16 protein-coding genes and 1 pseudogene are annotated in these 18,089 nt (G+C 70.9%); 12 read left to right on the top strand and 5 right to left on the bottom strand.

Going from position 1 to position 18,089, the window contains the following annotated elements:
• Positions 1-63: 63 nt before the first annotated feature.
• Together whiG and DVH02_RS09980 are read left to right on the top strand one after the other, a co-directional pair.
• Positions 64-900, top strand: coding sequence for an RNA polymerase sigma factor WhiG (whiG, locus tag DVH02_RS09985; RefSeq protein ID WP_114623405.1), 837 nt, complete (start codon positions 64-66; stop codon positions 898-900).
• Positions 901-979: 79 nt separating this feature from the next.
• The gene (locus DVH02_RS09980) at positions 980-1,519 is read left to right on the top strand and encodes a TetR/AcrR family transcriptional regulator (RefSeq protein WP_114623411.1); all 540 of its coding nucleotides are present in this window, start codon (positions 980-982) and stop codon (positions 1,517-1,519) included.
• Between the two features lie 140 nt (positions 1,520-1,659).
• Here DVH02_RS09980 and DVH02_RS09975 read toward each other — a convergent pair.
• Positions 1,660-2,061: pseudogene (locus DVH02_RS09975) on the bottom strand (peptidoglycan DD-metalloendopeptidase family protein); the annotation flags it as partial.
• 278 nt (positions 2,062-2,339) lie between these two features.
• Here DVH02_RS09975 and rpsB point away from each other — a divergent pair.
• The 9 genes from rpsB to DVH02_RS09930 all read left to right on the top strand — a co-directional run bounded on the left by rpsB (position 2,340) and on the right by DVH02_RS09930 (position 12,239).
• On the top strand, positions 2,340-3,293 hold the full coding sequence (gene rpsB, locus DVH02_RS09970; protein ID WP_114623404.1) for a 30S ribosomal protein S2: 954 nt from the start codon (positions 2,340-2,342) through the stop codon (positions 3,291-3,293).
• A gap of 93 nt (positions 3,294-3,386) precedes the next feature.
• Positions 3,387-4,223 carry a translation elongation factor Ts gene (tsf, locus tag DVH02_RS09965; RefSeq protein ID WP_114623403.1) on the top strand — a complete coding sequence of 279 codons (837 nt, stop codon included), beginning with the start codon at positions 3,387-3,389 and terminating at the stop codon, positions 4,221-4,223.
• Between the two features lie 158 nt (positions 4,224-4,381).
• Complete coding sequence (gene pyrH, locus DVH02_RS09960; RefSeq protein WP_199566229.1) at positions 4,382-5,149, top strand: UMP kinase; 768 nt, start codon at positions 4,382-4,384, stop codon at positions 5,147-5,149.
• A gap of 127 nt (positions 5,150-5,276) precedes the next feature.
• Positions 5,277-5,834: a ribosome recycling factor gene (frr, locus tag DVH02_RS09955; protein WP_114623410.1), complete on the top strand. Its 558-nt coding sequence runs from the start codon at positions 5,277-5,279 to the stop codon at positions 5,832-5,834.
• Complete coding sequence (locus DVH02_RS09950; protein WP_114623401.1) at positions 5,834-6,865, top strand: phosphatidate cytidylyltransferase; 1,032 nt, start codon at positions 5,834-5,836, stop codon at positions 6,863-6,865. Before frr ends, DVH02_RS09950 begins: the two co-directional genes overlap by 1 nt.
• Positions 6,866-6,945: 80 nt before the next feature.
• Entirely contained in the window at positions 6,946-8,052 is a 1,107-nt protein-coding gene (rlmN, locus tag DVH02_RS09945; protein ID WP_114623400.1) for a 23S rRNA (adenine(2503)-C(2))-methyltransferase RlmN, read from the top strand.
• Positions 8,053-8,302: 250 nt separating this feature from the next.
• On the top strand, positions 8,303-9,424 hold the full coding sequence (locus DVH02_RS09940; protein ID WP_233518130.1) for a thiamine ABC transporter substrate-binding protein: 1,122 nt from the start codon (positions 8,303-8,305) through the stop codon (positions 9,422-9,424).
• Positions 9,425-9,525: 101 nt separating this feature from the next.
• Positions 9,526-11,139: an ABC transporter permease gene (locus tag DVH02_RS09935; protein WP_114623399.1), complete on the top strand. Its 1,614-nt coding sequence runs from the start codon at positions 9,526-9,528 to the stop codon at positions 11,137-11,139.
• A complete protein-coding gene (locus tag DVH02_RS09930) occupies positions 11,139-12,239 on the top strand; it encodes an ABC transporter ATP-binding protein (protein WP_199566228.1) in 1,101 nt (366 codons plus the stop codon). The genes DVH02_RS09935 and DVH02_RS09930 overlap by 1 nt, the downstream gene beginning before the upstream one ends.
• 73 nt (positions 12,240-12,312) lie before the next feature.
• Here the strand turns inward: DVH02_RS09930 and DVH02_RS09925 are convergent, their stop codons facing one another.
• The 4 genes from DVH02_RS09925 to DVH02_RS09910 all read right to left on the bottom strand — a co-directional run bounded on the left by DVH02_RS09925 (position 12,313) and on the right by DVH02_RS09910 (position 16,401).
• The gene (locus DVH02_RS09925; protein WP_114623398.1) at positions 12,313-13,542 is read right to left on the bottom strand and encodes a hypothetical protein; all 1,230 of its coding nucleotides are present in this window, start codon (positions 13,540-13,542) and stop codon (positions 12,313-12,315) included.
• Entirely contained in the window at positions 13,524-14,252 is a 729-nt protein-coding gene (locus DVH02_RS09920) for an ABC transporter ATP-binding protein (RefSeq protein ID WP_114623397.1), read from the bottom strand. The genes DVH02_RS09925 and DVH02_RS09920 overlap by 19 nt, the downstream gene beginning before the upstream one ends.
• A 233-nt stretch (positions 14,253-14,485) precedes the next feature.
• The gene (locus DVH02_RS09915) at positions 14,486-15,865 is read right to left on the bottom strand and encodes an aspartate aminotransferase family protein (RefSeq protein WP_114623396.1); all 1,380 of its coding nucleotides are present in this window, start codon (positions 15,863-15,865) and stop codon (positions 14,486-14,488) included.
• The gene (locus tag DVH02_RS09910; RefSeq protein ID WP_114623407.1) at positions 15,850-16,401 is read right to left on the bottom strand and encodes an Lrp/AsnC family transcriptional regulator; all 552 of its coding nucleotides are present in this window, start codon (positions 16,399-16,401) and stop codon (positions 15,850-15,852) included. Before DVH02_RS09910 ends, DVH02_RS09915 begins: the two co-directional genes overlap by 16 nt.
• Positions 16,402-16,579: 178 nt before the next feature.
• On the opposite strand from DVH02_RS09910, the gene DVH02_RS09905 reads away from it, so the two are divergent.
• Entirely contained in the window at positions 16,580-18,028 is a 1,449-nt protein-coding gene (locus tag DVH02_RS09905) for a gamma-aminobutyraldehyde dehydrogenase (RefSeq protein ID WP_114623395.1), read from the top strand.
• The last annotated feature ends 61 nt before the right edge of the window (positions 18,029-18,089 follow it).

Here is an 18,089-nt window from a genome sequence, read left to right as displayed (position 1 = left end):
TCCGTGCTCCCCCCATCGCACCCCACGCCCCCACACTTCACGCAGAACGGCTCAAGGCGACGCATGCCCCAGCACACCTCCGGGTCTGACCGCGCGGCAGCGCCCCCGGCTGCCCGGAGCGGCGTGCGGCCCCCCGCGCCCTCGTCACTCGACGAGCTGTGGCGTTCGTACAAGACCACGGGGGACGGACGGCTGCGCGAGCAGCTGATCCTGCACTACTCGCCGCTGGTGAAGTACGTCGCGGGCCGGGTGAGCGTCGGGCTGCCGTCCAACGTCGAGCAGGCCGACTTCGTCTCCTCCGGGGTCTTCGGGCTCATCGACGCCATCGAGAAGTTCGACATCGAGCGGTCCATCAAATTCGAGACGTACGCGATCACCCGGATCCGCGGCGCGATGATCGACGAACTGCGTGCCCTCGACTGGATTCCGCGCTCCGTGCGGCAGAAGGCGAGGGCGGTCGAGCGCGCCTACGCCACGCTGGAGGCGCAGTTGCGGCGTACGCCCTCGGAGGGCGAGGTGGCCGCCGAGATGGGCATCGCCCTGGAGGAACTGCATGCGGTTTTCAGCCAGTTGTCCCTGGCGAACGTCGTGGCGCTGGAGGAGCTGCTGCATGTCGGCGGTGAGGGCGGCGACCGGCTCAGCCTGATGGACACCCTGGAGGACACCGCCGCCGACAATCCGGTGGAGGTCGCCGAGGACCGGGAGCTGAGACGGCTGCTGGCGCGTGCCATCAACACGCTGCCCGACCGGGAGAAGACGGTGGTCACGCTCTACTACTACGAGGGCCTCACCCTCGCCGAGATCGGCAATGTCCTCGGCGTGACCGAGAGCAGGGTCAGTCAGATCCACACAAAGTCCGTGCTCCAGCTGCGCGCCAAGCTGGCCGACGTCGGACGCTGACGCTGTGCCGCCGCCGCCCCATCCGTAGAGTGGTGGGGTGCCCAGGATTCGAGCGGCCTCCGTGGCCGAGCACCGGACCATGCAACGCGGCGCCCTGCTGGACGCCGCGCGCTCCCTGCTGTCCGAAGGCGGGACGGAGGCGCTGACCTTCCCCGCCCTCGCCGAGCGCACGGGCCTCGCGCGGTCCTCCGTCTACGAGTACTTCCGCTCCCGCGCGGCCGTCGTCGAGGAGCTGTGCGCCGTCGACTTCCCGGTCTGGGCGGCCGAGGTCGAGGCCGCCATGGACGGCGCGGACACCCCCGAGGGCAAGATCGAGGCGTATGTGCGCCGCCAGCTCGCCCTGGTCGGCGACCGCAGGCACCGTGCCGTCGTCGCGATCTCCGCCAGCGAGCTGGACGCGGGGGCGAGGGAGAAGATCCGCGCCGCTCACGGCGGCCTGATCGCCATGATCGTGGAGGCGCTCGCCGATCTGGGCCACGAGCATCCCCGGCTGGCCGCGATGCTCCTCCAGGGCATCGTGGACGCGGCGGTGCGGCGGATCGAACTCGGCGCCGCCGAGGTGCCCCCGGAGATCGTCGAGGCCGCCGTGTCGATGGCCTTGCGCGGTGTGCGGGGCTGATCCGGCGGCTCGGGGACGCCCAGGACCGGCAGCAGCCGGGACGGCCCGCGGCGCAGCAGCTCCGGGGGCAGCAGGGACAGCGGGTTCAGATAGGTCGTGCCCCGTAGCAGCCCCCAGTGCAGACAGCCCGTCGGACAGTGCCAGGGACCGGCCGCGAGCGTCGCCACCGGCTGCCCCGCGGCCACCCGCTCGCCCGGCCCGACCAGCGGTTCCACCGGCTCGTACGTGGTGCGCAGCGGCGGATTCCCGCTGCCCGGCAGGGTGATGGAGACCACCCCGCGCCCCGCCACCCGGCCCGTGAAGGAGACCAGGCCGGCCGCCGCCGCCCGTACCGTCGCACCGGCCGGCGCGGCGAGGTCCACGCCCCGGTGGCCCGGTCCGTACGCCGAGGCCGGCGGCAGCCAGCCCCGCTCCACCGCCGGGCGCGTATCCAGCGGCCAGGCCCGGCCGCCGTCGGGAACGCCCTCCCCGGCGACGGACCGGCCGGGCGCGAGGAGGAACACCAGGACGAAGGCACACACGAGAACACGGAAAGTGACCATGTCCCGTACTGTCGCGCGGATCCCGCCAGCGCGCTGATCACGGCCCGCTTCTGTGGAGTACCGACCGGTTGTGGACAGCTCCGTCACCCGGAGGTGCGAAGGTCCCGTACACTTCATGTGGCGATCCGGGCCACCGGATCGACTTCGCACGCCCCGCCATCGGCCTTCTGAAGCCGATGTCAGCGCTTCTCGGTCCTCCGTGGCACAGCGCGGCCGGGGCGTCAGGCGCGACTGCCGTCCGGCGGACGCGACAACCGAGTATCTCAAGGAGTACGGCCATGGCCGTCGTCACGATGCGGGAGCTGCTGGAAAGCGGCGTCCACTTCGGTCACCAGACCCGCCGCTGGAACCCGAAGATGAAGCGTTTCATCTTCACGGAGCGCAACGGCATCTACATCATCGACCTGCTCCAGTCGCTGTCGTACATCGACCGCGCCTACGAGTTCGTCAAGGAGACCGTCGCCCACGGCGGTTCCATCATGTTCGTCGGTACCAAGAAGCAGGCGCAGGAAGCGATCGCCGAGCAGGCGACGCGCGTGGGCATGCCCTACGTCAACCAGCGCTGGCTGGGCGGCATGCTCACCAACTTCTCCACCGTCTACAAGCGCCTTCAGCGTCTGAAGGAGCTTGAGCTCATCGACTTCGAGGACGTGGCCGCCTCCGGCCTCACCAAGAAGGAGCTGCTGGTCCTCTCCCGCGAGAAGGCCAAGCTGGAGAAGACCCTCGGTGGTATCCGCGAGATGCAGAAGGTGCCCAGCGCCGTCTGGATCGTCGACACCAAGAAGGAGCACATCGCCGTCGGTGAGGCGCGCAAGCTCCACATCCCGGTCGTCGCGATCCTCGACACCAACTGCGACCCCGACGAGGTCGACTACAAGATCCCGGGCAACGACGACGCGATCCGCTCCGTCACCCTGCTCACCCGCGTGATCGCCGACGCCGTCGCCGAGGGCCTCATCGCCCGCTCCGGTGTCGCCACCGGTGACTCGAAGCCGGGCGAGAAGGCCGCCGGTGAGCCCCTCGCCGAGTGGGAGCGCGACCTTCTCGAAGGTGAGAAGAAGGACGACGCCGAGAAGCCCGCCGAGGCTCCGGCCGCCGCCGAGGCCGAGAAGCCGGCCGAGGCCGCCACCGAGGCCCCGGCCGCCGAGGCTCCGGCCGTCGAGGCTCCGGCCGCCGAGGCCGACGCCCCCGCCGCCGAGGCCGCCCCGGCCGCGGACGCCGAGCAGGCCTGACCTTCACCAGGTTCGGCAGTCGACGGCGGGGGCCCACCGGCCCCCGCCGTTCACCCGTAGATCTTTCAGACCTCCGAAAGAGAATTACAGATCATGGCGAACTTCACCGCCGCTGACGTCAAGAAGCTCCGCGAGCTGACCGGCGTCGGCATGATGGACTGCAAGAAGGCGCTGGACGAGGCCGACGGCAACGTCGACAAGGCCGTCGAGCTGCTCCGCGTCAAGGGCCAGAAGGGCGTCGCCAAGCGCGAGGGCCGTTCGGCCGAGAACGGTGCCGTCCTCTCCCTGATCGCCGACGACCACACCTCCGGTGTGCTGGTCGAGCTGAAGTGCGAGACGGACTTCGTCGCCAAGGGCGAGAAGTTCCAGGCCGTCGCCGGTGCGATCGCCGCGCACGTCGCCGCGACCTCCCCGGCCGACCTGGCCGCGCTGCTCGCCTCCGAGATCGAGGCCGGCAAGACCGTACAGGCGTACGTCGACGAGGCCAACGCCAACCTCGGCGAGAAGATCGTCCTGGACCGCTTCGCGCAGTTCACCGGCGGTTACGTCGCGGCGTACATGCACCGCACCATGCCCGACCTCCCGCCGCAGGTCGGCGTCCTCGTCCAGCTGGACAAGGAGAACGCCGCGGTCGCGAAGGACGTCGCGCAGCACATCGCCGCGTTCGCGCCGAAGTACCTGAAGCGCGACGAGGTTCCGGCCGAGACGGTCGAGAACGAGCGCCGCGTCGCCGAGGCGACCTCCCGCGAGGAGGGCAAGCCCGAGGCCGCCCTTCCGAAGATCATCGAGGGTCGGGTCAACGGCTTCTTCAAGGACGTCGTCGTCCTGGAGCAGGCGTTCGCCAAGGACAACAAGAAGTCCGTTCAGAAGGTCCTGGACGAGGCCGGCGTGGCCCTGGAGCGCTTCACGCGCATCAAGGTCGGCGTCTGAGTCCGTACGCGATCAACCACGGACCCCGATAGGGTCTGAGGCAGTCGCCCGCGTCACGCGCCGGGCGGTCGCGGATCTGACGAGGAGGCCATTGCCGTACAGGGAACCGCAAGGACCCCCGGCAATGGCCTTCTTCGTATGTGCACGAGGAGATCTCCATGAATCAGGCCCACCACAGCGACGACAGCAAGCAGAGCGGCACGAAGCACGGACGTTTCATGCTGAAGCTGTCCGGTGAGGCGTTCGCCGGCCGGGGAGCGCTCGGCGTCGACCCCGATGTCGTACACGCCGTGGCCCGCGAGATCGCCGCCGTCGTCAGGGACGGCGCCCAGATCGCGGTCGTCATCGGCGGCGGCAACTTCTTCCGCGGCGCCGAACTCCAGCAGCGGGGCATGGACCGGGCGCGCTCCGACTACATGGGCATGCTCGGTACGGTCATGAACTGCCTGGCCCTCCAGGACTTCCTGGAGAAGGAGGGCATCGACTCCCGCGTCCAGACGGCCATCACCATGGGCCAGGTCGCGGAGCCCTACATTCCGCTGCGCGCCGTACGCCATCTGGAGAAGGGCCGCGTCGTCATCTTCGGCGCCGGTATGGGCATGCCCTACTTCTCCACCGACACCACCGCCGCCCAGCGCGCCCTGGAGATCGACGCCGAGGCGCTGCTGATGGGGAAGAACGGGGTGGACGGGGTGTACGACTCCGACCCCAAGTCCCACCCCGACGCGGTGAAGTTCGACGCGCTGGAGTACAGCGAGGTCATCGCGGGCGATCTCCGCGTCGCCGACATGACCGCGATCACGCTGTGCCAGGACAACAAACTGCCGATCCTCGTCTTCGAATTGCTGACCGAGGGCAATATCGCGCGTGCGGTCAAGGGTGAGAAGATCGGCACACTCGTGAGCGACCAGGGCACCCGGGACTGACCCCGGACGGCCCCGTACGGGGATGGACAAAGCCCTGCCGGTCGGACACCGTGCAGGAAGAAGACGCGACGCAGGTTCCGCCGGCCGGTCAACGCGCCGGGCCACTCAAGACACGCAGGAGCAAGTGGTGATCGAAGAGACCCTCCTCGAGGCCGAGGAGAAGATGGAGAAGGCCGTCCTGGTCGCCAAGGACGACTTCGCCGCGATCCGTACCGGGCGCGCGCACCCGGCGATGTTCAACAAGATCGTGGCGGACTACTACGGTGCTCTGACCCCGATCAACCAACTCGCCTCGTTCGCCGTGCCGGAGGCGCGGATGGCCGTGGTGACCCCGTTCGACAAGAGCGCCCTGCGCAACATCGAACAGGCGATTCGCGACTCCGACCTCGGTGTCAACCCGAGCAACGACGGCAACATCATCCGGGTGGTCTTCCCCGAGCTGACCCAGGACCGCCGCAAGGAGTTCATCAAGGTCGCCAAGACCAAGGCCGAGGACTCGAAGATCTCCATCCGCGCCGTGCGCCGCAAGGCCAAGGAGACCATCGACAAGCTGATCAAGGACGGCGAGGTCGGCGAGGACGAGGGCCGTCGCGCGGAGAAGGAGCTCGACGACACCACCGCGAGGTACGTCACGCAGGTGGACGAGCTGCTCAAGCACAAGGAAGCCGAGCTGCTAGAGGTCTGATGAACGACTCATCCCGGGGGGCCCCACCGACAGCCGGTTACTGGGGACCGACCGACCAGGGGGCCATCCCGGCGGGTCCCGCCTTCGACGGGCACTCGGCACAGCAGACTCGGCCCATGCCCATCGCGCCCGACGGATTCGGCGACGAATTCCGTGACGAATCCCGTGACGAGACTCCGCAGGAGCCCATGGCCGCCCCTCCGCCGCCACCGCAGAAGAAGCGGGCCGGCCGTGACCTGCGAGCGGCCATAGGGGTCGGCGTCGGACTCGGCGCGGTGGTCGCGGCGTCCCTGTTCATCGTCAAGGCCGTCTTCGTCGGCGTCATAGCGGTCGCGGTGGTCATCGGGCTGTGGGAGCTGACCTCACGCCTCCAGGAGAAGAAGGGCATCAGGGCCCCGCTGGTGCCGCTGGCCGTCGGCGGCGCCGCGATGGTCGTCGCCGGATACGCGCGCGGCCCGGAGGGCGCCTGGGTGGCCATGGCCCTCACCGCGCTCGCGGTGCTGGTCCGGCGGATGACCCAGCCGCCCGAGGGCTATCTGAAGGACGTGACGGCGGGGGTCTTCGCCGCTTTCTACGTACCGTTCCTGGCGACCTTCGTCGCGCTGCTGCTCACGGCGGACGACGGACCGCTGCGCGTGCTGATGTTCCTGCTGCTGACGGTCGTCAGCGACACCGGCGCGTACGCCGTCGGCTGGCGCTTCGGCACCCACAAGCTCGCGCCGCGCATCAGCCCCGGCAAGACCTGGGAGGGGCTCGGCGGAGCCGTTCTCTTCGCCATGGTGGCCGGTGCGCTCTGCATGGAGTTCATGATCGACGGCGGGCACTGGTGGCAGGGGCTGCTCGTCGGCCTGGCGGTCGCGGCCAGCGCCACGCTCGGTGATCTGGGCGAGTCGATGATCAAGCGGGACCTCGGCATCAAGGACATGGGCACCCTGCTGCCGGGCCACGGCGGCATCATGGACCGGCTGGACTCCCTGCTGCCGACGGCTCCGGTGGTCTGGCTGCTGCTGGTGCTGTTCGTAGGCTCCTGATCAGCGGTTTCGCCGGGAGGGGGTCCGTTGTCCACAGGGCAGCGGGCCCCCTCCCGCATGTCTGCGACACTGGATCCACCATGCCTGTACCTGGAGAACTCACTTTCGTCGCGCCGCGCGGAGCCAAGAAGCCCCCGCGCCATCTCGCCGACCTCAGCCCCGACGAGCGCCGCGAGGCCGTCACCGCGATCGGTGAGAAGGCGTTCCGCGCCAAACAGCTGTCGCAGCACTACTTCGCGCGGTACGCCCACGACCCCGAGCAGTGGACCGACATCCCGGCCGCCGCCCGCGAGAAGCTCGCGACGGAGCTGCTGCCCGACCTGATGTCGGTGGTGCGGCACATCTCCTGCGACGACGACACCACCCGCAAGACGCTCTGGCGGCTGCACGACGGCACTCTGGTCGAGTCCGTGCTGATGCGCTATCCCGATCGCGTCACCATGTGCATCTCGTCCCAGGCCGGCTGCGGGATGAACTGCCCGTTCTGCGCCACCGGACAGGCCGGTCTCGACCGCAACCTCTCCACCGCCGAGATCGTGCACCAGATCGTCGACGGCATGCGGGCGCTGCGCGACGGCGAGGTCCCGGGCGGGCCCGCCCGGCTCTCCAACATCGTCTTCATGGGCATGGGCGAGCCGCTCGCCAACTACAAGCGCGTCGTGGGGGCTATCCGTCGGCTCACCGACCCCGAGCCCGACGGGCTCGGCATCTCGCAGCGCGGGATCACCGTCTCCACGGTCGGTCTGGTCCCGGCCATGCTGCGCTTCGCCGACGAGGGGTTCAAGTGCCGCCTCGCCGTTTCCCTGCACGCCCCGGACGACGAGCTGCGCGACACGCTCGTCCCGGTCAACACACGCTGGAAGGTCCGGGAGGTGCTCGACGCCGCCTGGGAGTACGCGGAGAAGTCCGGCCGCCGTATCTCCATCGAGTACGCCCTGATCCGCGACATCAACGACCAGGCGTGGCGCGGCGACCGGCTGGGTCGGCTGCTCAAGGGCAAGCGGGTGCACGTCAACCTCATCCCGCTCAACCCGACCCCCGGGTCGAAGTGGACCGCCTCGCGCCCCGAGGACGAGAAGAAGTTCGTCGAGGCGATCGCCGCCCACGGGGTCCCCGTCACCGTGCGCGACACCCGTGGTCAGGAGATCGACGGAGCGTGCGGACAGCTGGCCGCCTCGGAGCGCTGAGAGCGTCCACCTGTAGCCTGGGCCGAAAAGCACCACTCGATTTTTCCGACAGGGGAGCGCCACAGCGCTGAGAGTGCGGCACATGTCCGTGAGAGCGGGCAGCGGTCGCAGACCCTCTGAACCTTGCCCAGGTCATTCTGGGTAGGAAGTTCGGACACCACTCAAGCTGTTGCGCCCTGCCCCGGTTCCGGTCCCACCGGACGCCGGGGCAGGGCCGCGTCTTCTCCTGGACATCCCAGGAGGAAAACCAGTGAGCATCACCACCCGTAACGGCGCCGGAAGACTGGCAGCCGCCGCCCTCGCCACCGCCCTCGGGGTCTCGGCGCTCGCCGCCTGCGGCGGATCCGACGGCTCCGGGGACTCGGCGGAGGGCGGCTCCGGCGGCACGGAGTCCAAGACCGTCACTCTCGTCAGCCACGACTCGTTCAACGCCTCTCCCGCCGTCCTGAAGGAGTTCACCCAGGAGACCGGCTACACGGTCAAGGTCCTCAAGAGCGGGGACGCGGGGGAGGCCCTCAACAAGGAGATCCTCACCAAGGGCGCCCCGCAGGGCGATGTCTTCTTCGGCGTGGACAACACCCTGCTCTCCCGCGCCCTCGACAACGGCCTGTTCACGCCGTACGAGGCGAAGGGGCTCGGCGACGTCGACCAGGCCGCGCGGCTCGACGGGGACCGGTACCGGGTCACCCCCGTCGACACCGGTGACATCTGCGTCAACTACGACAAGAAGTACTTCGCCGACAAGAAGCTCGCGCCCCCCGCGTCCTTCGACGACCTGGTGAAGCCCGCGTACAAGAACCTGCTGGTCACGGAGAACGCCGCCACGTCCTCGCCGGGACTGGGCTTCCTCCTCGGCACGATCGGCCGTTACGGCGACGACGGCTGGCAGGACTACTGGAAGAAGCTCAAGGCCAACGGCGTCCAGGTCGTCGACGGCTGGGAGCAGGCGTACAACGAGAACTTCTCCGGCTCGGCCGGCGGCAGGAAGGCCAAGGCCGACCGCCCGATCGTCGTCTCGTACGCCTCCAGCCCGCCGGTCGAGGTGCTGTACGCGAAGCCGCGGCCCAAGACCGCCCCGACCGGAGTGGCCACCGGCACCTGCTTCCGGCAGACCGAGTTCGCCGGGCTGCTCACCGGCGCGAAGAACGAGGCGGGCGGCAAGGCCCTGCTGGACTTCCTGATCAGCGAGAAGTTCCAGGCCGACATGCCGTTGAACATGTTCGTCAACCCGGTGGTCCGGGACGTTCCGCTGCCCGCGCTCTTCACGGAGTTCGGGGCCACCGTCGACCGGCCCGAGACCGTCGCCCCGGCGAAGATCGCCGCCAACCGTGAGCAGTGGGTCCAGTCGTGGTCCTCGCTCGTAGTGAAGTAGAAGCAGCGGGGAGGACGCCGAAGACGCCGACACGCGGGTCCGGGCCGGCCGGGCGACCGGGCAGGTCCGGGCGGCGGGCGACCGCCGTCCGGCTCGCCCTCATGGCCGTGCCCCTCGCGTTCTTCGCCGTCTTCTTCGCCTATCCCGTGGCCGCGATCGTCGGGCGCGGGCTGAAGACCGGCGAGGGCTGGCAGTTCGGCCGGATCACCGCCGTGCTGAGCCGCCCCGACATCCTCGGTGTCCTGTGGTTCACCACCTGGCAGGCGCTCGTCTCCACGGCGCTCACCCTGCTGGTCGCGCTGCCCGGCGCCTATGTGTTCGCGCGCTTCGACTTCCCCGGCAAGGGGGTGCTGCGCGCGCTGGTCACCGTGCCGTTCGTGCTGCCGACCGTCGTCGTCGGCACGGCCTTCCTCGCGCTGCTCGGCCGCGGCGGGCTGCTGGACGAGCTGTGGGGCGTGCGGCTCGACACCACGGTCTGGGCGATCCTCCTGGCGCACGTCTTCTTCAACTACGCGGTGGTCGTCAGGACCGTGGGCGGACTGTGGTCGCAGCTCGACCCGCGCCAGGAGGAGGCCGCGCGGGTGCTCGGCGCCGGCCGACTCGCGGCCTGGCGGCGGGTGACCCTGCCCGCCCTGGCGCCCGCCGTCGCCGCCGCCGCGCTGATGGTGTTCCTGTTCACCTTCACCTCCTTCGGCGTCGTGCAGATCCTCGGCGGCCCCGCCTTCTCCACCCTGGAGGTGGAGATCTACCGGCAGACCGCGCAGATCTTCGACCTGCCCACCGCCGCCGTGCTGACACTCGTCCAGTTCGCCGCCGTCGGCGCGATCCTGGCGGTGCACGCGTGGACCGTACGGCGCCGTGAGAGCGCGCTGCGGCTGGTCGACCCCGCGCTGACGGCGGCCCGGCCGCGCGGCGCCGGGCAGTGGGCCCTGCTCGGCGGTGTCCTCGTCTCCGTCCTGCTGCTCGTCCTGCTGCCGCTCGGGGTACTGGTCGCGCGCTCCCTGGACGGACCCGGCGGATACGGGTTCGGGTTCTACCGGGCCCTCGGCTCGGTCGAGGCGAGCGGCGGCACCTTCCTCGTGCCTCCACTGGAGGCCGTCGGGAACTCGCTGCGGTACGCGCTCGCCGCGACCGCGATCGCGCTGGTGGTGGGCGGGCTGGCCGCCGCCGCGCTGACCCGGCGCGCGGGCCGGCTCGTGCGGGGCTTCGACGCCCTGCTGATGCTTCCGCTGGGGGTCTCCGCCGTCACCGTCGGCTTCGGCTTCCTCATCACCCTCGACAAGCCGCCGCTCGATCTGCGCGCCTCCTGGATCCTGGTCCCGCTCGCCCAGGCGCTGGTGGGCGTCCCCTTCGTCGTACGGACCATGCTGCCCGTACTGCGGGCCGTGGACGGGCGGCTGCGCGAGGCCGCGGCGGTCCTGGGGGCGTCCCCGGCGCGCGTCTGGCGGGAGGTCGATCTGCCGCTGGTGAGCCGGGCGCTGCTGGTCGCCGCCGGGTTCGCCTTCGCGGTCTCGCTCGGCGAGTTCGGCGCGACGGTCTTCATCGCCCGTCCTGACCGGCCGACGCTGCCGGTGGCCGTGGCCCGGCTGCTGGGGCGGCCGGGGGAGCTGAACTACGGTCAGGCGATGGCGCTGTCCACGACCCTCATGGTGGTGTGCGCGGTCTCGCTGCTGCTGCTCGAACGTATCCGCACCGACCGCTCGGGAGAGTTCTGATGGCCCTGCTCACCCTGTCGGACGTGACCGTGCGGTTCGGCTCCCGCGCGCGGCAGCGGACCGCTCTCGACGCGGTGGATCTGAGCGTCGCCGAGCACGAGATCGTCTGCGTGCTCGGCCCGAGCGGCAGCGGCAAGTCGACCCTCCTGCGGGTCGTCGCCGGGCTCCGGCACCCGGACGGCGGACGGGTGCTGCTCGACGGCGCCGACCAGTCGGGGGTGCCCGCCCACCGGCGCGGCGTCGGGCTGATGTTCCAGGACCACCAGCTCTTTCCGCAGCGCGACGTGGCGGGAAACGTCGCCTTCGGGCTGCGGATGCGCGGCGCGGGCCGCGAGGAGCGGGCGGCCCGGGTGACGGAGCTGCTCGACCTCGTCGGGCTGCCGGGCGCCGGCCCGCGAGCCGTCGCCGCGCTGTCCGGCGGCGAACAGCAGCGCGTCGCCCTGGCCAGGGCCCTCGCGCCCAGCCCCCGGCTGCTGATGCTCGACGAACCGCTCGGCCAGCTCGACCGCGGTCTGCGCGAGCGCCTGGTGGTCGAGCTGCGCGGCCTGTTCGGCCGCCTCGGTACGACGGTGCTCGCCGTCACCCACGACCAGGGCGAGGCGTTCGCGCTCGCCGACCGGGTCGTGGTGATGCGCGACGGACGGATCGCCCAGAGCGGCACCCCGCTGGAGGTCTGGCAGCGGCCCGCCACCGCGTTCGTCGCCCGGTTCCTCGGCTTCGACAACGTCGTGCCCGCCACCGTGCGCGGTACGACCGCCGACACGGTCTGGGGCCCGGTCCCGGTGCCGGACGGCTCCCCGCAGGGCGAGCGGACGCTGCTGATCAGGCCCGCCGGAGTACGGGTGGGGGCGAGCGCCCAGGGGTTGGCCTGCACGGTCGGGGCGCGTACGTTCCGGTCCGGCCGGGTCGCCGTCCTGCTGCGCCAGGACGGCTCCGGCGACGCTCCTCCACTGGAGGCCGAGTGCGGCCTGCGGGACGCCCCGGACGAGGGCCGGGCGGTCGGCGTGACCTTCGACGCGGCCGAGGTCGTGGTGCTGGACGCCCGCGAGGACGGCGGCGGGTTCCGGGCGGCCCCCGCGGCGGCGAAGCAGTCCTCGTAGCCGCGACGACGCGCGAAGGGCCCGACCGGTCTCGCCGGTCGGGCCCCACGACGCCGGTACGGGTACGGCCGGTTCAGCCGGACAGCGGAATCGCCGCCAGCGAGGCCACCGCCCAGGTCAGCGGGGTGAACACGGCCAGTACCGTGGTGGCCCGTACCGCCGCCGCCGTGCGGACCAGAGCCGCCGGAGCCCCCGCCAGCCGCAGGGTGCGGGTGGTGGACGCCCGTACCTGCCGGGCCTCTAGGGTCGCCGTCAGGAGTGTGGCGGCCGTGCAGCCGATCACCAGCGCCGCGCCCAGAGCGGTGAGCGGGCCGAAGGGGCGTTCGTCGCCGGGACCGTACAGGGAGTTCGCGGCGAGCACTCCGGAGAGCACCGCGCACAGCACCCCCAAGGGGCGTCCGATGCGCCGTGCCTCGGCCATGAGCGTGCGCCCCGCCAGCAGCCGGATCGCGCCGGGGCGCAGGATCTGCAGCAGCCAGCCGCACAGGTGGGTGATGCCCGGGCCCGCCAGGGCGAGCCCCAGAGCCGTGAGCGACCACCCCGCCAGCACCCCGGCCGGGCTGCCGCCGAAGTGACCGGGCAGCGGCAGCGCGGAGTCCGCGCCGCCCCGGCTGGCGTACGTCTCGACCGCGAGCCCCGCCGCCGTCAGGGCGACGCCCCAGGGCAGCCCGCCCGGCGCCGGCGCGGGATGCGGGACGGGCGCGGCCGAAGCGAGGTCCGCACCCGGGCCCGCACCGGACTCCCCGACCGGCTCCTGCCCGGCACCCGGCACCCGCTCGCGCACCGGGCCGCGGTCCGCGCCGCCCCGGGAACGCAGCGCCAGCGCCGTCGCCGCCGTCGCCAGTACGGGCACCACGGCGAGCAGGGTCAGCACGGCGCCCAGCGGCAGCGGCTGATCGGCGGCGAGCAGCTTCGCGGCCTCCCCGTCGAACGGCATCCCGGTCAGATCGCCGCGCAGGTGCAGGAAGAACAGCAGCGCCAGCGCGCTGCCCAGCGCGCACGACACGGCGGTCGACGTGGCGGCCAGCGCCGTCAGCCGGGCCGGGCCGAGGCCCACCGCCGACAGCCCGGCGCGCGGCCGCAGAATCGGATCCGCACGCGCCACGGCGACCGCGAACTGTACGGTCGCCGCCAGCGGGATCAGACACCAGAGCAGGCGCACCGTGGACCCGGCGGGATGGCCCATGGCCCAGCCCAGCGTGCACAGCAGCAGGAACCCGACGCCCGCGGAGGCGGCGGCGACCAGCAGCCGGCGCAGCTGCGCCAGGAGATGCGTGCGGCGGCCTAGACGGAGAGCGAGCACGCGGCCCGGCCTTCCGCCTCCGAGGGCCGCGGCGCGTTGACGCGGCGGCCGTCCAGCAGGGTCACCGTGCGGTCCGCGAGCAGCGCCACCTCCGCGTCCAGCGTGGCCAGGACGACGGTGATGCGGTGCGAACGGGCCGCCGTGGTCAGCGTGCGCAGCACCTGCGCCCGGTCGGCGCGGTGCAGCGGAGCGGTCGGCTCGTCGGCGAAGAGCACCGACGGCTCGGTGACCAGGGCGCGCGCCACGGCGATGCGCTGGCGCTGCGACTGGAGCAGCGCGCCGGGGCGTTTACGGGCGTACGCGCCGATGTCGAGGCGCTCCAGCCACTCCATCGCGGCGGTCTTGGCGGCCCGATGGGACGCGCCGCGCATCAGCAGCGGCAGGGCCGCGTTCTCCCAGGCGCTCAGCTCGGGCACGAGGGACGGCTCGGGGGCGATCCAGCTGAAGCGGTCGCGGCGCAGCCGTTCCCGCAGCAGCGCGCTCATGGTGTGGACGGGCGTGCTGTTGAACCAGACCTCGCCCCGGCGGGGCACCAACTGGCCCGACAGACACCGCAGCAGCGTGGTCTTGCCGCTCCCGCGCGGGCCGGTCACGGCGAGGATCTCGCCCTCCCGCACCCCGAGCGAGACATCGTCGAGTGCGGGTGATCCGCTGTGGGAGTAGGTCAGGGAACGCGCCCAGAGCACGTCGTTGTCCGGCGGGGCCACCATGGCGTACACCTCGGTTCTGATCTGACGTACCGTCCCCGTCCGGGGGAGGGAGACGGCGACGATCGGTCACAGGGCACGCTAGGGACGCCACGCCGGGTGTGCGACAGCACGCGGCCCGAATGCCCGCCTTCTCACTCGAAAGGGGGCACCCGGGCCGTCGGGCGAGGGGGCCGGATCAGGGCCGCTCCGCGGAGTGCGGCCGGCTCACCGCTCCGTCCGCGGCCTCGCCCGGATCAGAGCTTCGTCCACGCCTCCGCCAGGACCGAGCGCAGGATGCCCTCGATCTCGTCGAACGTCGACTGGTCGGAGATCAGCGCGGGCGCCAGCTGCACCACCGGGTCGCCCCGGTCGTCGGCGCGGCAGTAGAGCCCGCTGTCGTACAGCTTCTTGGAGAGGAAGCCGTACAGGACGCGCTCGGTCTCCTCGTCCGTGAAGGTCTCCTTGGTGGCCTTGTCCTTCACCAGCTCGATGCCGTAGAAGAAGCCGTTGCCCCGGACGTCGCCGACGATCGGCAGGTCGTGCAGCTTGCTGAGGGTCTCGAAGAACGCGCCCTCGTTGTCGAGGACGTGCTGGTTGAGGCCCTCGCGCTCGAAGATGTCGAGATTGGCGAGGCCGACCGCCGCCGAGACCGGGTGGCCGCCGAACGTGTAGCCGTGCAGGAAGGTGTTGTCCCCCTGGTAGAAGGGCTCGGCCAGCCGGTCGGAGACGAGGCACGCGCCGATCGGCGAGTAGCCCGAGGTCATGCCCTTGGCACAGGTGATCATGTCCGGTACGTAGTCGAACTTGTCGCACGCGAACATCGTGCCGAGCCGGCCGAAGGCGCAGATGACCTCGTCGGAGACGAGCAGTACGTCGTACTGGTCGCAGATCTCCCGCACCCGCTGGAAGTAGCCGGGCGGCGGCGGGAAGCAGCCGCCCGCGTTCTGCACCGGCTCCAGGAAGACCGCGGCGACCGTCTCGGGTCCCTCGAAGAGGATCTCCTGCTCGATCTGGTCGGCGCACCAGCGGCCGTACGCCTCGGGGTCGTCCCCGTGGATCGGCGCGCGGTAGATGTTGGTGTTGACGACCTTGTGCGCGCCCGGGACGAGCGGTTCGAAGGGCGCCTTCAGGGCGGGCAGCCCGGTGATGGACAGCGCGCCCTGCGGGGTGCCGTGGTAGGCGACCGCGCGGGATATGACCTTGTACTTGGTCGGCTTGCCGGTCAGTTTGAAGTACTGCTTGGCGAGCTTCCAGGCGGTCTCGACCGCCTCCCCGCCACCGGTGGTAAAGAAGACCTTGTTGAGGTCGCCGGGCGCGTAGTGGGCGAGCCGCTCCGCCAGTTCGACGGCCTTCGGGTGCGCGTAGGACCACACCGGGAAGAAGGCCAGCTCCTGGCCCTGCTTGTACGCTGCCTCGGCCAGCTCGTGCCTGCCGTGACCGGCGTTGACCACGAACAGCCCGGACAGACCGTCCAGGTAGCGCTTGCCCCGGTCGTCGTAGATGTAGGTGCCCTCGCCACGCACGATGGTGGGCACGGGCGCGTTCTCGTACGACGACATGCGGGTGAAGTGCATCCACAGGTGGTCGTACGCGGTCTTGGAGAGGTCCTTGCTCACGGCTATCGGGTTCCCCACATATAGGTCTGCTTCTTCAGCTTGAGGTAGACGAAGCTCTCGGTGGAGCGCACGCCGGGGAGCGCGCGGATCCGCTTGTTGATGACCTCCAGCAGATGGTCGTCGTCCTCGCAGACGACCTCCACCATCAGGTCGAAGGAGCCCGCGGTCATCACCACGTACTCGCACTCGTCCATGGCCGCCAGCGCCTCCGCGACCGGGTCCGTGTCGCCCTCGACGTTGATCCCGACCATCGCCTGGCGCCGGAAGCCGACGGTGAGCGGGTCGGTGACCGCGACGATCTGCATCACGCCCTGGTCGAGCAGCTTCTGCACGCGCTGGCGCACGGCGGCTTCGGAGAGGCCGACGGCCTTGCCGATCGCCGCGTACGGGCGCCGTCCGTCCTCCTGGAGCTGTTCGATGATGGCGAGGGAGACCGAATCGAGCGTCGGTGACGACCCGTTGCCGGTCCTGGAGTCCGGTTTGGAATCCGGCCTCGTCTCGGACCTGGCGCCCGGCCCTGACGATGTTCTGGAGTCTGCGTTACGACTGGCCACGCGGTTCACTGTGCACTGCTACTCGTCTGTCCCGCAACCCTCAATCGATGAAATTCGTTGTTCAGGCGATCAAATATCACCGAATCCGAAGTTATGGAGGGTCGGGCCTGTTGAATGCGTCGGCCGACCGATTAAGGTGGGCGTCTCACCCATCGGACATCTGACAGGAGGGATGGCAGTGACCACCGAGCTGCGCCGGCTGCGTAACTACATCAACGGGGAATTCCGGGACGCCGCCGACGGGCGGACCATCGAGGTGGTCAACCCGGCCACGGGCGAGGCGTACGCCACGTCCCCGCTCTCGGGTCCGGCCGACGTCGACGCCGCCATGGAGGCCGCCGCCGCGGCGTTCCCCGCCTGGCGCGACACGACCCCGGCCGAGCGCCAGAAGGCGCTGCTCAGGATCGCGGACGCCTTCGAGGAGCGCGCCGAGGACCTGATCGCCGCCGAGTCCGAGAACACCGGCAAGCCCCTGGGGCTGACCCGTACCGACGAGATCCCGCCGATGGTGGACCAGATCCGCTTCTTCGCGGGCGCGGCCCGGATGCTCGAAGGCCGCTCGGCCGGGGAGTACATGGAGGGCCTCACCTCCATCGTCCGCCGCGAGCCGATCGGCGTCTGCGCGCAGGTCGCGCCGTGGAACTACCCGATGATGATGGCCGTGTGGAAGTTCGCGCCGGCTCTCGCCGCCGGGAACACCGTCGTCCTGAAGCCGTCGGACACCACCCCCGCCTCGACCACGCTGATGGCCGAGATCATCGGCGCGATCGTCCCCAAGGGCGTCTTCAACGTCCTGTGCGGCGACCGTGACACCGGCCGCGCCATGGTCGAGCACCGTACGCCCGCGATGGCCTCCATCACCGGCTCCGTACGGGCCGGTATCGAGGTCGCCGGATCGGCGGCCAGGGACGTCAAGCGGGTCCATCTGGAACTGGGCGGCAAGGCCCCCGTCGTCGTCTTCGGCGACCTCGACGGCGAGGCCCTGACGAAGGCCGCCGAGGAGATCGCCGTCGCGGGCTACTTCAACGCGGGCCAGGACTGTACGGCCGCCACCCGCGTCCTCGTCCACGAGTCGGTCCACGACGCCTTCGTCGCGGCTCTCGCCAAGGCCGCGGCCGACACCAGGACCGGCGCGGCGGACGACGAGGACGTGCTCTACGGGCCGCTCAACAACGCCGCCCAGCTGGAGCGGGTCGCCGGCTTCGTCGAGCGGCTGCCCGCGCACGCCAGGGTGGAGACCGGCGGCCACCGGGTCGGCGACCGGGGCTACTTCTACGCCCCGACCGTCGTCTCCGGCCTCAGGCAGGACGACGAGATCATCCAGAACGAGGTCTTCGGCCCGGTCATCACCGTCCAGTCCTTCACGGACGAGGCACAGGCCCTGGAGTACGCCAACGGGGTCGAGTTCGCGCTCGCCTCCTCGGTGTGGACCAAGGACCACGGGCGCGCCATGCGGATGTCGAAGGCGCTCGACTTCGGCTGCGTGTGGATCAACACCCACATCCCGCTCGTCGCGGAGATGCCGCACGGCGGCTTCAAGAAGTCCGGCTACGGCAAGGACCTCTCGGCGTACGGCTTCGACGACTACACGCGGATCAAGCACGTGATGACGTCGCTCGACGGCTGACCGGACGCCCGGGGCGGGCCGCGGACCTCCTGTCCACGGCCCGCCTTCGCGTTCCCGGCCC

This window comes from Streptomyces corynorhini (assembly GCF_003346515.1).
Taxonomy (GTDB): domain Bacteria; phylum Actinomycetota; class Actinomycetes; order Streptomycetales; family Streptomycetaceae; genus Streptomyces; species Streptomyces corynorhini.
Note: the sequence above shows the minus strand (reverse complement) of the source record. Positions and strands in the feature narration are given on the sequence as shown.